The organism is Caballeronia grimmiae (assembly GCF_000698555.1).
Taxonomy (GTDB): domain Bacteria; phylum Pseudomonadota; class Gammaproteobacteria; order Burkholderiales; family Burkholderiaceae; genus Caballeronia; species Caballeronia grimmiae.
Map to the genome: position 1 here is coordinate 1 of NZ_JFHE01000001.1, position 15,067 is coordinate 15,067.

Here is a 15,067-nt window from a genome sequence, read left to right on the forward strand (position 1 = left end):
TGCATCAGCAGCAGAGAAACGAGATTATGAACATCGTTTCGAAGTCTGTCAACAAGTTTTTGAACCGCTTTACTTGCTGACTGCGCTCGAGAGAATGTTTTACCGCTCATCTCCAGCACCCCTCCGAACCGCTTACTCCCGCTTCCTTCGCGTTCCGTGAATCGCGAAGGAACGGAATTCTAGTTAGCCCGAACGCAATATGCAAGGGCTGCAACGTGAAATTTCTAGCGCGCTACGGCACGTCGCTCGTCCCCGCCGATCGCGTGGGGCGCGCCGCTTCGTCGCTCATGTCCTTCGACGACGAACGCTCCGGTAAAACAAGCGCCCAAGCGACTACAATAAAAGGTTCACTGCCCCAATTAACTTGTATCGATATGCGCACGCGAACCGCTAAACGTATTCCCCCAGACGCGGACAAGCTCGTCAGTCTCTCCCTCGCGCTGTTCGCCTCTGGCAGCCGCGTCGAGGATCGATTCTGGGAAAGCCGCCTCGACACACTCGTCGCCAAACTCGTGCGCAATGGCAACCAGACGACACTTGATGCCGCGCTCGATCACCTCCAGCAGAATCATCCCGATGCCTACGGCGCTCTGGCCGATATGGCCGAAACTCACAGCGAGTCGTTCCGCATCGACATCGATGGCGCCCCGCACGAAGCGCTGTTGATCGCGGCGCCCGTGCTGGCCTGGACGCGCTACGCGATCCCATCGGGGACACTCAAAAGCGATACCGTCGACGCCCTTCGTACGCAATTGCAAGCGCATGTCCTTGCTTCGGACGCGCGCGTCGCCGTCGCGCCTTATCTGTACAGCATCGACCAGTTGCCGCGCCATCACGTGGACACCGCGCGTCTCGCGCAACAGTTGATGCAGACTGCGCTTGGCGGCGCCACGGCCCGCCTGAACTTGTCGGACTTGCCTGAAACCTCGCCGATTCTCGCCGACCCGCGCTTCTTGCTCGCACTGGCTGTCGTTCCGGCGGACGCCGCGTTCTTCCGCTGGCAACAAGAAGAGAACGGCGTGCGGGTCGAGCGTAGTCAGTGTCTTGAGCAGTGGGCAACGCAAGGCGGTGCGAGCTTCGCGACGATTCTGCCCGGCTGTGAATTCGAATGCCTGCTGCCGGATGCCTACTATTCGGCGTGCCGTGATGCCGACGAGCAAGTTCGTCCCCATACCGTTCGCACCGCCGTCCGCTATCTTTTCGATACGCTCGGCACCGCGCCGCAGGAATTGCGAGCGGTTATCGCCGGCTTCGGGGAGCGGCGCATCGACGAATACCGCATCGGCTTCACGCGCCGCGGCAGCAACGACGTGATCTACGGCGTCGTCTGGCCGCTATATGGCCGTGAAAACGCGGACACCGATATGGAAGACGAAGGCGACCTGGAGGGGGAAGACGGTCCCATCGAAGAGATCGTCGAACTGTTGAGGAAAGCAGGCGTCTCGGATGTTCGTCGCCATGCCGGCCGCTTCGAGCCGGAATTTTGCGACGACTGCGGCGTTCCGCTGTATGCCGATCCCTTAGGCGAGATCGTCCACGCGGAAATGCCCGAAGACGCCGAGCCCGCGCAACCTCATTTTCACTGACCCGACTCAGCCATCTCGCCGTCCAGCCAAGCCCCGCCTCGCGCGGGGCTTTGTCCATTTTGCTTATGCCTTTCGGATAGGGGGCGGAACGACCGGAAGTTTGTCAATATGACGTCGACACCGACAGATTGCCGGCGTCGAGACCCGTCGCGAATGGCGGCGGACGTATTGAAACGAGGTCAAGCATGAAAATTATCATCATGGGTTCGGACGCGGAGCGCCGTGCGGGCCTGAAAACATTGCTGCGCCGTATCGCGCGTCAAGCACAGTTCACCGAAGCGAAAGACTGGCGGCAAGCTGCTTCCGCGCTGAAGCGCACCGAGGCCAGCATGATCGTCATCGACTGGGCGGAGACTTTGCGCATGAGCGATCTGGAGACATTGCTCGATAACGCGCCGGGCGTACCCGCCGCCACGGTGGTGGACCGCTGCGGAGCTGCGCAGGTGTACATGCTGATGGGCGCCGGCGCGATGGGCGTCATTCCGCGCACCCTCGAACCCGTTTTGATCCTCCGCGCGCTCGAGATGGTGCTGATCGGCGGCCACTATGTGCCGCCCGATGTCATCGACCTGGAGCCGCTGCGCGACCTTCCCCTGCGCCGCTTTCAGAACAACGCCGCACTTCCGCGCCCCACACGGATTCATTCGACCTTGTCGCCGCGCCAGCATCAGATCATGCGATGCGTCCATATGGGAAGCACGAACAAGATGATTGCGAAGACGCTCGGCATCAGTGAAGGCACGGTCAAGATTCACCTTGCGAGCATCTTTCAGCAACTCGGCGCGACGAATCGCGCGGCTGCCGTCGCCATCTATAACGGCGTGCAGAACTCGCATCTCGAAGTCCTGCGCAGCGAGGCGCAACGATCGATACGCCCCAAGCCCGGCGAATCCAACGTGATCCCGCTGCGTCATCGGCATATCCAGTATTCGCCGCTAACGGATGACGCAGCCGCGCCCCTGCCGATGGCGGCCGAGCCCGAGGCTTCGTTTTAGCAACAATCGCGAAAAGTGGGTTCGTGGATTGCGCACACGTTTCACACGCAACGAGTAATATGCAAGGCATGGGGTTCTTCTACACACCGCTACCGCTTTGGCTGACCCTCGGCAGCTGGATTGTCGCCGCGGGGCTGCTCGCACTCGTACTGGTGCAGCGGCCGTTCAGCCGGCTGCAAGACGCTACGCTTCAGCACGTGTGGCTGGGCGTCATCGTGTCGGTGACCGTGCTATGGGCGTGCAATGCATGGTTCGACGACGGCCCCGTCATCCATCTGCTGGGCGCAACGCTAATGGTCACGCTGTTCGACTGGCGGCTGGCGCTCATCGGCACCGCCGCCAGCACGGGACTTGCCGCAGTGGTACTCGATGCCTCGTGGCTCTCGGTTGCCACCACGTACCTGCTTTTCGGCGCGCTTCCCGTCGGGGTGTCGACTTTGCTGCAACGTCTCTCCAACGCGTGGCTGCCTCGCAATCTCTTCACGTTCATCGTCGGCCACGGATTCGTCACTTCGGCGGCGGCAGTTGCTGCTGCATGCGGCGCGACGGTGCTTCTAGAGATGGCGCTTGCCGGCGGTCACATCAATGTTCCTGCGTCATTTACGCGCGGCTCGCTGCTGCTTGGCATCGGCGAGGCGCTCTTCACCGGGCTGCTCACCATATTGATTACGGTGTATAAGCCCGCGTGGATCACCACCTACGACGTCCGTCGTTACCGGCTCGACCGCGGGCCTCGCGTCTGAACGCGCCGGGTTTTTTACCTGCCCGGCAACGTCATCTCGGACTTCAGGCGGTCCGAAGCGCGCACAAAGTACGATAAGATTGAACTCCTTCCCCACACGAGGCATCTTACTTGCCCGTGTCTTCTTAGCGCCAAATTGATGGAAAGTAACTACGCACCGCGCCGGCTCATGCGGCTCGTCGGCCGGTTCGCGGTATGCGCATGGCTTGCCTGCGCGGTATCCGCCTTTGCCGATACGCTCGACGAGCGCAATGAACTGATTCACCACTTCGTCACCGATTACAACGCCAACCCGCTGGTTGCCGATTGCGCCGCGCACGGCAACTTCATCGCCAGCACATCGGCGGCGTTCGATCACGTCGACTTTCCTCCCTCTTCTTTCGATCCCTCGCATTCCACCATCGAGCCCTGGAACGATTCCTTCGATGAGAAAAAGCAGCGCATCAAGGTCGACAACGTCGTGACGGTCGAGGGACAAGGCATGTCGAAGAGCGGCGAGAACGATTCCACGCCGCTCAAGTTCCGCTGCGGCTATGTCGGCAGTCAGATGCTCGCGTTCGGCTGGAACGACCCCGTGCCGCCCCTGCGTCCGCGCACCGAAGCGCCTGCTGCGCGAAGCACGGCACGCGGCGGGAAGCACGGCGCGAAGAGCAAGCCGGCGGCATCGGCAGGCAAGGCAAAGACCACGAGCAAGGCGTCCACGAAGTCAACGAAGGCATCGTCGGGCAGCACGAAGAAGACTTCGAAGAAGCACTGAGCTTCGGGAAGGCACATAGGCAAAGGGCGTGGCCATCGGAAGATGGCCACGCCCTTCGTTTTATCGCGCTTCAGCGATGCCCCGATGAACTCACGCGACGCCGTCGGCAAATGCCTGCAGGTGCCAAAGAATCGCCTGAAGCATCGATGCTCCCAGCGCCGCACTCCGCTCCCCGTTCCAGCCGACGCGCTCGTCCGGCAGGTTCGCGTTGTCCTTGAACGGCATCTCCAGCGTGAGCGACACGCACTTGTACTCATTGCCGATGTACTTCGACGCGAGCTTCAACGCATCCGACTGATACTTGCCCGACTCATAGCCGTGGACATCCTGAAAGTCCGGGCTCGCCTGCTTGAAGAAATCGACGAAGGCTTTCTGCTCTCTCGCCTGCTGCGCGGTGAAGCCCGGCAGCATCTCGGAGCCTGCGACGAACACGTACGGAATGGCTTCGTCGCCGTGGATATCGAAGAACATGTCGCAGCCGGTCGTCCGGATCGCGTCGCGCACGAGCAGCACTTCGGGGCTGCGCTCGGCGCTGGGCTCCATCCATTCGCGATTCAGATTCGCGCCCGCCGCATTCGTGCGCAGATTGCCGAGCACGCCGCCGTCCGGGTTCATGTTCGGCACGATATGAAACACCGCGCGATCGAACAGCGCGCGCGCAACCGGATCGCCGGACCAGTCGCCCCAGCCCGCGAGGCGCTTGACGAGCCCTTCGACGAACCATTCCGCCATCGTTTCGCCAGGATGCTGACGCGCGATGATCCAGACGTGCTTCTTCGCCCGCGCGTCCGGCTCGTTGTCGAGACCGAGCGTGAGCAGCGACATCGGCCGATGCTCGACCGTGCGGCCAAGCTCGGTCAGCCTCGCGTGCGGCATTTGCTGAAGCGCGCCGAGAAACTCGGCATGGCGCTCCTCGCTGTACGGCTCGAAGTAGGCGTAGTAGATGCGATCGAAATCCGGCGTATGGTCGATGACCAGCACCGTGCCGTCATACCGCGTCGGCACACGGAACCAGTTCACGCGATCGTAGCTCGCGACCGCCTGATAGTCGCGCCAGCCCTCGGGAAAGGCGCACTTCGACGCGTTCTCGAACGTCATCACGAGACGCTCGCCGCGCACGCCCGATACGCGAAAGTAAAACCACTGCGCAAAGTCGGCGCGGTTATCCGGACGAACGCGCAGACGAATGTCCGCCGGATTGCCGGCGTCGATGACTTCGATCGCGCCCGCGTCGAAGTTGCTGGTGATGGAAATGCTCATGTGGATGTCCCTTGCTCTGCGTCGCGATGCATGAATGCCACTGGCGGTCACTCCGCGATGCGGCGGCGAAAAACGTAAGTCGTATCGTTCGATGCTTTCGCGTCGAACCGGTAGCCTTCGCTGTCGAAACCCTTCAGCGCCTCCGGCTCGTCGATGCGATTCTGCACCGCGTAACGCGCCATCAACCCGCGCGCGCGCTTCGCATGAAAGCTAATGATCTTGTACCGCCCGCCCTTCCAGTCCTCGAACACCGGCGAGATCACCGGCACCTCCAGCAGCTTCGGCCTCACCGACTTGAAATACTCTCCCGACGCGCAATTCACCAGCACGCGCGCGCCGCGCTGCCGTTTGAACTGCTCGTTGAGCGCCGCCGTGATGCGCTCGCCCCAGAATGCGTACAGGTCCTTGCCGCGTGCGTTCGGAAACTTCGTGCCCATTTCCAGCCGATACGGCTGCAGCAGATCCAGCGGCCGCAACAGCCCATACAGCCCCGACAGCACGCGCACGTGGCTCTGCGCGAAATCGAGATCGGCGGAGGTGAGCGTCCTGGCCGCGAAGCCTTCGTACACGTCGCCGTTGAACGCGAGCACCGCCTGCTTCGAGTTCTGCGCGTCGAAGGTCTTCGACCATTCGGCGTAGCGCTGGAAGTTCAGCGTCGCGAGCTGATCGGAAATGCCCATCATGCCGCCGATCTGCTGCGGCGAAAGTTGCCGCAAGCCCTGTATGAGTTCGGCGGCGTCATCGACGAAATCCGGCAGCGTGTGTTTCCTGATATGGGCGGGCGTCTCGTAGTCGAGCGATTTGGCAGGCGAGAGAACGATTATCATGGAGGCTCGCCGGCACCCCGCCGACGATCATAGGCATAAACCCCCGATTGTATCGAATGGATAATTCCGCCGCGTCACCCGCCAGAGCGCGCGTCGTGCTCGATTCGAACGTGTGGATCGACATCCTCGTGTTCGACGATCCCGCCACCCGGCCGATCCGCGCCGCGCTCGAAGCCCGCACGCTCGACGCGCTGATCGATGCCCGCTGTCTCGCCGAACTGACGCACGTGCTCGACTATCCGCAGTTCGTGCGCATCGGCATCGACAAGGCAGCGGCACTCGATACGCTCGCGCGTCTGTCGACACTGATCGCACCGGAAGCGCCGGCGGACGAGCGGCCTTTGCCGAAGTGCCGCGACCGCGACGATCAGAAATTTCTCGAACTCGCGCATGCTTCGAACGCGGACTGGCTCGTTTCGAAGGACCGCGCGGTGTTGAAGCTCGCGCGCCGCGTCGCGCGCGATTTCGCGTTCCGTATCGCCGAGCCGAAGCCGTTCGTCGCGGCATTCGAAGCGGGAGTCGTCGCCGAACCTGCCTGAAAGCGTGCGCGAGAACCGCACAGCCCACGTCCAACAATCACCATGAACGCCATGCAATCCATGCCTGAAGCGTCACCCGAGCTGTCCTTTCCGTCGCGTCTGCCGAACGTCGGCACGACCATCTTCACCGTGATGAGCGCGCTCGCCGCCCAAAAAGGCGCGGTGAATCTCGGTCAGGGCTTTCCTGATTTCGATTGCGATCCGCGCATCGTCGATGCTGTCGCCTCCGCGATGCGCGACGGCCACAACCAGTATCCGCCGATGGCCGGCGCCGCGCCGCTGCGTCAGGCCATCGCGCGCAAGATCGAGGCGCTTTATGGCCGCGCCTACGACGCCGACCGCGAAATCACCGTCACCGCGGGCGCGACGCAAGCGCTGCTCACCGCCGTGCTGTGCTGCGTGCATCCGGGCGATGAAGTCGTCGTGATCGAGCCGATGTACGACAGCTACGTGCCCGCGATCGAACTGGCGGGCGGCAAGCCCGTGTTCGTATCGCTCGAAGCGCCGGACTACGCGCTGCCCTTCGACAAGATCGCCGCCGCGATCACGCCGAAGACGCGGCTCCTGATGATCAACACGCCGCACAATCCGACCGGCCGCGTCTGGCGCGAAGCGGACATGCGCAAGCTCGAAGACATCGTGCGCGGCACCAACGTGCTGATCGTCTCCGATGAAGTCTACGAGCACATGGTCTACGACGGCGCGCCGCACGAAAGCGTCTCGCGCTATCCCGAACTCGCGAAGCGCAGCTTCGTCGTGTCGAGCTTCGGCAAGACGTTTCACGTGACGGGCTGGAAGCTCGGCTATGTCGCCGCGCCCGCCGCGCTCACCGCCGAGTTGCGCAAGGTGCATCAGTTCAACGTGTTCACGGTGAACACGCCGATGCAGATCGGCCTCGCGCACTATCTCGAAGACCCGAAGCCGTATCTGGAACTGCCCGCGTTCTATCAGAAAAAGCGCGACTTCTTCCGCGCGGGCCTCGCGAACACCCGCTTTTCGCTGCTGCCTTGCGACGGCACGTACTTCCAGTGTGTCGATTATTCGGCGATCAGCGACATGTCCGAGGCCGACTTTGCGCAATGGCTCACGAGCGAGATCGGCGTCGCGGCCATTCCCGTGTCGGCGTTCTATCACGAGCCTCACGAATCCGGCGTCGTGCGTTTCTGCTTCGCGAAGAAGGAAGAAACGCTGGCGCTCGCGCTGGAGCGGCTGAGCAAGCTCTAGACGTCGATTCCGCTGCCGGACTTTCAGTTCAGACGAAGCACATCGAGGAGACGAAACGCATCATGAGTCCGCAGGAATACAAGATCGACACGCTGGGCATCGTCGGCAGCGGCGCGATGGGACGCGGCATCGCCCAGATCGCCGCGCTCGCCGGGCTGACCGTGCGTCTCTACGATTCAAACCCGGCCGCGCTCGACGCCGCGCGCGCGTATCTGTCGGAGACCTTCGGCAAGCTCGCCGCCAAGGGCAAGATCAAGGAGGCCGACGCGCACGCCGCGTTCGCCCTCGTCCACGATGCGCAAGACCTGAGCGAGCTTGCCGATTGCGGCGCGGTCGTCGAGGCGATCGTCGAGAAACTCGACATCAAGCGCGAACTTTTTCGCGAACTCGAAGCCGTGGTCGGCGCGTCGTGCATTCTGGCGTCGAATACGTCGTCGCTGTCGATCACCGCGATCGCCGCGGGCTGTTCGAAACCCGAGCGCGTCGCGGGCTTCCACTTCTTCAACCCTGTGCCGCTGATGCGCGTCGCCGAAGTCATCGACGGACTGCGCGGCGATCCCCGCGCCGGCGATGCGCTGATGCAGCTCGCGCGCCGCATCGGTCACACGCCGGTGCGCGCGAAGGACATGCCGGGGTTCATCGTCAACCACGCGGGACGCGGCATGAACACCGAAGGCCTGCGCGTGGCGAGCGAAGGCGTCGCGAGCTTCGCGGATATCGACCGCATCATGCGCGAGCAGGCGGGCTTCAGGCTCGGGCCGTTCGAACTGCTCGACCTGACCGCGCTGGACGTCTCGCACCCGGTGATGGAATCCATCTATCACCAGTTCTACGAAGAGCCGCGCTTCACGCCGTCGCCGATCACCGGCACGCGGCTCGCGGGCGGACTGATCGGACGCAAGGCGGGCGAAGGCTTCTATCGTTATGTCGATGGCAAGCAGCAAGCGCCCGAAGAAGCGCCCGCGCCGACGCAACTGCCGGCCCGCGTGTGGATCAGCCGGGCATCGCACGCCGCGCGCGAGCAAGTGCTGAAAGTGATTGCGAAGCATGACGCCGGCATTCACATCGATTGCGGCATCACGCCCGCGCCGGAATCGCTGATCGTCGTCACGCCGCTCGGCTTCGATGCGACGACGACCGCCGTCGCCGAACATCTCGACGCCACGCGCGTCGTCGCCGTCGACACGCTCTTTCCGCTCGATACCGTCGCGCGCCGCACGGTCATGACGACGCCCGCGACCACGCCCGCGATGCGCGACGCCGCCCACGCGCTCTTCTCCGCCGATGGCGTGCCCGTCACCATGATTCGCGATTCGACCGGCTTCGTCGCCCAACGCGTCGTGGCGACGATCGTCAACATCGGCTGCGATATCGCGCAGCAAGGCATCGCGACGCCGGAGGATATCGACCTCGCCGTGACGCTCGGGCTTGGCTATCCGCGCGGGCCGCTCGCGCTCGGCGACTCGCTCGGCGCGACGACCATCCTCACGATCCTGCGCAACATGCAAAGCGTGCTCGGCGATCCGCGTTACCGCCCTTCGCCGTGGCTCACGCGCCGCGCGCAGCTCGGACTTTCGCTCACCCACGACGAGGAGCGCCGATGAGCGCCGAACTTCTGACACACCGCCCGGCGGGCAGCGACACCACGCTCGTGCTGAAGCTGTCGAATCCGGGCGCACGCAACGCGCTGCATCCGGACATGTACGCCGCGGGCATCGAAGCGCTTTCGACCGCCGAGCGCGATAGCTCCGTGCGCGCCATCGTCCTCACCGGCGCGGACAACTTTTTCTGCGCGGGCGGCAATCTGAATCGCCTGCTGGAAAATCGCGCGAAGGAGCCATCGGTACAGGCCGAAAGCATCGACTTGCTCGCGGAATGGATCAGCGCGCTGCGGGCATCGACGAAACCGGTGATCGCGGCTGTCGAAGGCGCGGCGGCCGGCGCGGGCTTTTCGCTTGCGCTCGCGTGCGATCTGATCGTCGCCGCCGACGACGCGCGCTTCGTCATGTCGTACGCACGCGTCGGCCTCACGCCGGATGGTGGCGCTTCGTGGTTTCTCTCCCGCGCGCTGCCGCGCACGCTCGCGAGCGAAGTGCTGCTCGAAGCGAAGCCGATCGGCGCGGTGCGGCTGTACGAGGTGGGCGTCGTCAACCGGCTGACGAAGAAAGGCATCGCGCTGGATGCGGCGATCGCCTGGGCCGACGATCTCGGCAGCGTGTCGCCGAAGGCGCTCGCGCGCATCAAGTCGCTGATCAACGCAGCGGACGTGCAGCCGCTCGCCGCGCATCTCGATCTGGAACGCGACTGCTTCGTCGATGCCCTCCATCACGGCGATGCGCTCGAAGGCATCACCGCGTTCCTCGAAAAGCGCCAGCCCAACTACCGTTAAGTCATGGCTCACTACGAACTGCCGAAACGGCGGCGCATCTTTCTGATGCGTCACGGCGACGTCACTTATTTCGACGACACCGGCCGCGCGATCGATCCCGAAAGCGTGCCGCTCAACGAACGCGGCCGCGAGGAAGCGAGCGCGGCCGGGCGCGAGTTCGCGGCGCAGAAGATCCGCTTCGACCGCGTGATCGCGAGCGGCCTGCCGCGCACGGTGGAGACGGTGCAACGCGTCCTCGCGGAAACGGGGCAAGCGGCGGAAATCGAAATCTGGCCGGAATGGCAAGAGATACGCGGCGGCCGGCTCGCGAACCTGTCGACGAGCGACATCGAGCGTGCGTTTCTTTCGGTGTTCGACGGCGTCGTGCCCGAAGACACGCAGTTTCTCGGCGGCGAGACCATCGGCGAATTGCTCGACCGCGCCCTGCCCGCGATGGCCCGCCTGCGCGCGGACACGGCGTGGGACACGGTGCTGCTCGTGCTGCACGGCGGCGTCAACCGCGCGCTGCTCTCGCATGCGATCACGGCGGGCGGACGCGCGTTCTACGGGCATCTGTCGCAGGCGACGGGCTGCATCAACGCGCTCGATGTCGGCGACAAAAGCGGCGACTGGGTCGTTCACGCGATCAACCATTCGCCGCCCTCGCCGCTGCACGCCGGCGTCCGCAATACGACGATGGAACTGCTTTACGCCCAATTCGTGCGATTCAAGGCGAGCGGCATGAACTGACGACGCTTCGCCCACAAAACCGGAGGAGACAATGCCCGACAACGACACAGACAAGCACTCCGATTTTTCAGCATTCGAAGGCACGCGCCCCGTTCACGAACGGCAGCGCTTCGATACCGGCGCGCTCGCCGCGTGGCTCGCATCGCACGTCGATGGCTTCGCGGGGCCGCTCGAGATCGAGCAATTTGCAGGCGGCCAGTCGAACCCGACCTTCAAGCTCGTTACGCCGTCGCGCAGTTTCGTGATGCGTGCGAAGCCCGGCCCGGCCGCGAAGCTGCTGCCGTCGGCGCACGCGATCGAGCGCGAGTACCGCGTGATGGACGCGCTCGCCGCCACCGACGTGCCCGTCGCGCGCATGCTGGCGCTCTGCGAGGACGAGAGCGTGATCGGCCGCGCGTTCTATGTGATGGAGTTCGTCGACGGCCGCGTGCTGTGGGACCCGTCGCTGCCCGGCATGACGCAGGCCCAACGCGCCGCGATCTACGACGAAACCAATCGCGTGATCGCTGCCCTTCATACGGTCGATGCCGAAGCCGCCGGTCTCGCGAGCTATGGCAAGCCGGGCAATTACTTCGAGCGGCAGATCGGGCGCTGGAGCAAGCAATACGTCGCATCGCAGACGGAGGACATCGATGCGATGAACCGGCTGATCGACTGGCTGCCTCGACACCTTCCCCCTCAGTCGGAACGCAAAGCGAGCGTCGTGCATGGCGACTTCCGGCTCGACAATCTCATCTTTCATCGCGACGAGCCGCGCGTGCTCGCCGTGCTCGACTGGGAACTCTCGACGCTCGGCGATCCGCTCGCCGACTTCGCGTATCACTGCATGGCGTGGCATGTCGATCCGTCGCAGTTTCGCGGTATCGCCGGACTGGACTGGGCATCGCTCGGGATTCCCGACGAAGCCGCGTATGTCGCGCGCTATTGCGAGCGCACGGGCTTCGCGATCGAAGGCGACTGGAACTTCTACCTGGCGTACAACATGTTCCGCATCGCGGCGATTCTGCAAGGCATCATGAAGCGCGTCGCCGATGGCACCGCCGCGAGCGCGCAGGCCGTCGACGCGGGACGCCGCGCCCGCCCGATGGCCGAACTCGCGTGGCGATACGCGCAGAAAGCCGGACGATGAACACAACGGGGATACGACCGCATGAACTTCGATTACACGCCGAAAGTCGACGCGCTGCGCGAGAAGCTGCTTGCGTTCTTCGATGCGCACATCTACCCGAACGAGCGCGCGTTCTTCGATGAGATCGCAGCGAATCGCGCGGCGGGCAATGCGTGGGTCCCGACGCGGCTCGTCGAAAGCCTCAAGGAAAGAGCCCGCAGCGAAGGACTGTGGAATCTCTTTCTGCCCGCGTCGGAACGTGGCGCGGGCCTGACGAACCTCGAATACGCGCCGCTTTGCGAGATCATGGGCCGTGTGCCGTGGGCGCCGGAAGTGTTCAATTGCAGCGCGCCCGATACCGGCAACATGGAGACCATCGAGCGTTACGGCGCCGAAGCACAGAAGGCGCAATGGCTCGAACCGCTGCTGCGCGGCGAGATCCGCTCGGCGTTCCTGATGACGGAGCCGGAAGTAGCGTCATCAGATGCGACGAATATCCGGTGCAGCATCGTGCGCGACGGCGACAGCTATGTCATCGACGGTCACAAGTGGTGGTCGTCCGGTGCGGGCGATCCGCGCTGCAAGCTGTTCATCGTGATGGGCAAGACGAATCCCGACGCACCGAAGCACGCGCAACAGTCGATGATCCTCGTCCCGGCGGATGCGGACGGCATCACGATCCATCGCCCGCTGAACGTCTTCGGATACGACGACGCGCCGCACGGCCACATGGACATCACGCTCGATCGCGTGCGCGTGCCCGCTGCGAACATGCTGCTCGGCGAGGGACGCGGCTTCGAGATCGCGCAGGGACGGCTCGGGCCGGGGCGCATCCATCACTGCATGCGGCTGATCGGGCTCGCGGAACGCGCGCTCGAACTGATGACGACGCGCACGCTTTCGCGCGTCGCGTTCGGCAAGCCGATTGCGGAGCATGGCGTGACGCAGGAACGGATCGCACAGGCGCGAATCATGATCGAGCAGGCGCGGCTTCTCACGCTGAAGGCCGCGTACATGATGGACACCGTCGGCAACAAGGGCGCACGCGGCGAAATCGCGATGATCAAGGTCGTCGCGCCGAACGTCGCGTGTCAGGTCATCGACTGGGCGATACAGGCGCACGGCGCCGGCGGCGTCTGCGATGACTTTCCGCTCGCGTACGCCTATGCGTCGGCGCGGACCTTGCGCCTGGCGGACGGACCCGACGAGGTTCATCGCAACGCGATCGCCCGGCTCGAGTTGGCGAAATACATCGCGCGCGAGTAGCGACCCAGCGCGCGACGGCTGCCGTCAAGACTGCGATGCCGGCTCGCGCAATCCAAACAACGCGGCCGAATCGACCGTCAGGACGAGTTCGCCGTCCTGGTTATGCGCTTCCCAGCGCGTCGACACGATGCCGCGATCCGGCTTGCTCTTCGACACGCGCTTGTCGAGCACGCGCACCGTGAGGCGCACCGAATCGCCCACGCGCACGGGCTTCAGCCAACGAATGTTGTCGAGGCCCGGCGATCCCATCGATGTCGAATCGGCGAGCATGTCGCGCACCAGAATGCCCATCATCGCCGAGCAGGTGTTCCAGCCGCTCGCGACGAGCCCGCCGAAATGCGACGCCCTGCCCGCTTCCTCGGAGAGATGGAACGGCTGCGGATCGTAGCGGCCGGCGAAGTCGACGATTTCCTCGCGCGTGAAGGTATGGGCGCCGAGCGTCACCGCCGCGCCGACTTCGAAGTCTTCAAAGCTGTAGGTCATGCAAAGGTCCTCGTGAACGTCAAACGTTGGTGATGTTGGTGATGGAAAACGCGGGCGACGATGCAAAGCGCGCGAGATGATGATCCACGTCGCCGAGCGTCGTCTCGATAATCGACAAGCGCTTGAACCAGTGCGCGACCGGCAACTCGTTCGTCATGCCCATGCCGCCGTGCAACTGCACCGCCTGCTGGCCGACGAAGCGCGCGGCCTGTCCGATACGCGCCTTCGCCGCCGATATCGCTTGCGCGCGCGTCGCGGCGTCGTCGTGCCGGCAGCGCGCGGCGGCGAGATAGGTGATCGAGCGCGCCTGCTCCGTGTGAATCAGCATGTCGACCATGCGATGCTGCAACGCCTGGAACCGCGCGATCGGCCCGCCGAATTGCTGGCGCTCTTTCGTGTAGCCGACCGTCGCGAGATTGAGCGCATCGAGCGCGCCGAGCGCTTCGGCGCAGAGCAGGAACGTCGCGTGATCCGCGATGCGCTCGAGCGTGGCTGCGCCTGAGCCTTCGAGGCGGGTGGCGGGCGTCGCGTCGAAGACGAGGGTCGCGGCGCGCTGGCCGTCGATCGTGCGGTATTCGGTGATGCCCGCATTGGCCGCATCGCGCGCAATGAGAAACAGCGCGATCTCACCGTCCACGCGTGCCGGCACGATCCAGTAATCCGCTTGCGCGCCGTGCTGCACGACGGACTTTACGCCGGTTATCGCGCAAGCATCGCCGCTCAAGGTGGCCGTCGCGCGCAAGTCGAACACGTCATAACGCGCGTGTGGCTCGTTGAACGCGACCGTCAGGCGCACATCGCCGGTTGCGGCACGCTCGAGCAGCTCACTGGCTATCGCGCTTCCCTGCGAAGCGGCGAGCCGCAACGCCTCGATTCCCGTCAGCGTCGCCCAGACCGGCTCGACGACGAGCGCGCGCCCGAGCTCCTGCATGACGGCGAGCATATCGACCGGACCGCCATCGAAGCCGCCTTGCGCTTCCGGAACCGGCAGCGCAAGCAGGCCGAGTTCCGCGAAAGCACGCCAATGCTTGTCATCGACGCCGGACTCGGATGCAACGATTTTCTGCCGCACATCGAAGCTGTATTCATTGTCGAGATAGCGGCGCAGCGCATCGCGAAACTGCTGCTGTTCATCGCTGAAGTCGAAGTTCATGGGCGGCTC

Annotated in this window: 15 protein-coding genes; 11 read left to right on the top strand and 4 right to left on the bottom strand. The window is 64.2% G+C overall.

Annotation, left to right across the window (positions count from 1 at the left end; all coding sequences use genetic code 11):
- Positions 1-374: 374 nt before the first annotated feature.
- From BG57_RS00005 to BG57_RS00020, 4 genes are all read left to right on the top strand, one after another.
- Complete coding sequence (locus BG57_RS00005; protein ID WP_035959353.1) at positions 375-1,586, top strand: DUF2863 family protein; 1,212 nt, start codon at positions 375-377, stop codon at positions 1,584-1,586.
- Between the two features lie 185 nt (positions 1,587-1,771).
- Positions 1,772-2,581, top strand: coding sequence for a response regulator transcription factor (locus BG57_RS00010; protein WP_035959354.1), 810 nt, complete (start codon positions 1,772-1,774; stop codon positions 2,579-2,581).
- Between the two features lie 68 nt (positions 2,582-2,649).
- Positions 2,650-3,324: an energy-coupling factor ABC transporter permease gene (locus tag BG57_RS00015; RefSeq protein WP_035959816.1), complete on the top strand. Its 675-nt coding sequence runs from the start codon at positions 2,650-2,652 to the stop codon at positions 3,322-3,324.
- Between the two features lie 138 nt (positions 3,325-3,462).
- On the top strand, positions 3,463-4,080 hold the full coding sequence (locus BG57_RS00020) for a BspC domain-containing protein (RefSeq protein ID WP_035959355.1): 618 nt from the start codon (positions 3,463-3,465) through the stop codon (positions 4,078-4,080).
- 90 nt (positions 4,081-4,170) lie between these two features.
- Here BG57_RS00020 and BG57_RS00025 read toward each other — a convergent pair whose 3' ends face one another.
- Together BG57_RS00025 and yaaA are read right to left on the bottom strand one after the other, a co-directional pair.
- On the bottom strand, positions 4,171-5,340 hold the full coding sequence (locus BG57_RS00025) for a M14 family metallopeptidase (RefSeq protein WP_035959357.1): 1,170 nt from the start codon (positions 5,338-5,340) through the stop codon (positions 4,171-4,173).
- A gap of 47 nt (positions 5,341-5,387) precedes the next feature.
- A complete protein-coding gene (yaaA, locus tag BG57_RS00030) occupies positions 5,388-6,167 on the bottom strand; it encodes a peroxide stress protein YaaA (protein ID WP_035959358.1) in 780 nt (259 codons plus the stop codon).
- A 56-nt stretch (positions 6,168-6,223) separates the two neighbouring features.
- Between yaaA and BG57_RS00035 the strand changes: the two genes are divergently transcribed.
- From BG57_RS00035 to BG57_RS00065, 7 genes are all read left to right on the top strand, one after another.
- A complete protein-coding gene (locus BG57_RS00035) occupies positions 6,224-6,706 on the top strand; it encodes a putative toxin-antitoxin system toxin component, PIN family (protein ID WP_035959359.1) in 483 nt (160 codons plus the stop codon).
- Between the two features lie 51 nt (positions 6,707-6,757).
- Entirely contained in the window at positions 6,758-7,930 is a 1,173-nt protein-coding gene (locus tag BG57_RS00040; protein ID WP_152562468.1) for a pyridoxal phosphate-dependent aminotransferase, read from the top strand.
- A gap of 62 nt (positions 7,931-7,992) precedes the next feature.
- Positions 7,993-9,534 (top strand): 3-hydroxyacyl-CoA dehydrogenase, encoded by a 1,542-nt coding sequence (locus tag BG57_RS00045; protein WP_035959362.1) that lies wholly within the window; start codon positions 7,993-7,995, stop codon positions 9,532-9,534.
- Entirely contained in the window at positions 9,531-10,319 is a 789-nt protein-coding gene (locus BG57_RS00050; protein WP_035959363.1) for an oxepin-CoA hydrolase, alternative type, read from the top strand. Before BG57_RS00045 ends, BG57_RS00050 begins: the two co-directional genes overlap by 4 nt.
- A gap of 3 nt (positions 10,320-10,322) precedes the next feature.
- Positions 10,323-11,048, top strand: coding sequence for a histidine phosphatase family protein (locus BG57_RS00055; RefSeq protein ID WP_035959364.1), 726 nt, complete (start codon positions 10,323-10,325; stop codon positions 11,046-11,048).
- Positions 11,049-11,079: 31 nt separating this feature from the next.
- Positions 11,080-12,177, top strand: a complete 1,098-nt coding sequence (locus BG57_RS00060) for a phosphotransferase (protein WP_035959365.1) — start codon at positions 11,080-11,082, stop codon at positions 12,175-12,177.
- A 21-nt stretch (positions 12,178-12,198) separates the two neighbouring features.
- The gene (locus tag BG57_RS00065) at positions 12,199-13,422 is read left to right on the top strand and encodes an acyl-CoA dehydrogenase family protein (RefSeq protein WP_035959366.1); all 1,224 of its coding nucleotides are present in this window, start codon (positions 12,199-12,201) and stop codon (positions 13,420-13,422) included.
- A 24-nt stretch (positions 13,423-13,446) separates the two neighbouring features.
- Here the strand turns inward: BG57_RS00065 and BG57_RS00070 are convergent, their stop codons facing one another.
- Both BG57_RS00070 and BG57_RS00075 read right to left on the bottom strand, forming a co-directional pair.
- Positions 13,447-13,905: a MaoC family dehydratase gene (locus BG57_RS00070; RefSeq protein ID WP_035959368.1), complete on the bottom strand. Its 459-nt coding sequence runs from the start codon at positions 13,903-13,905 to the stop codon at positions 13,447-13,449.
- Positions 13,906-13,924: 19 nt separating this feature from the next.
- Positions 13,925-15,058 (bottom strand): acyl-CoA dehydrogenase family protein, encoded by a 1,134-nt coding sequence (locus tag BG57_RS00075; RefSeq protein ID WP_035959369.1) that lies wholly within the window; start codon positions 15,056-15,058, stop codon positions 13,925-13,927.
- Between the last annotated feature and the right edge of the window lie 9 nt (positions 15,059-15,067).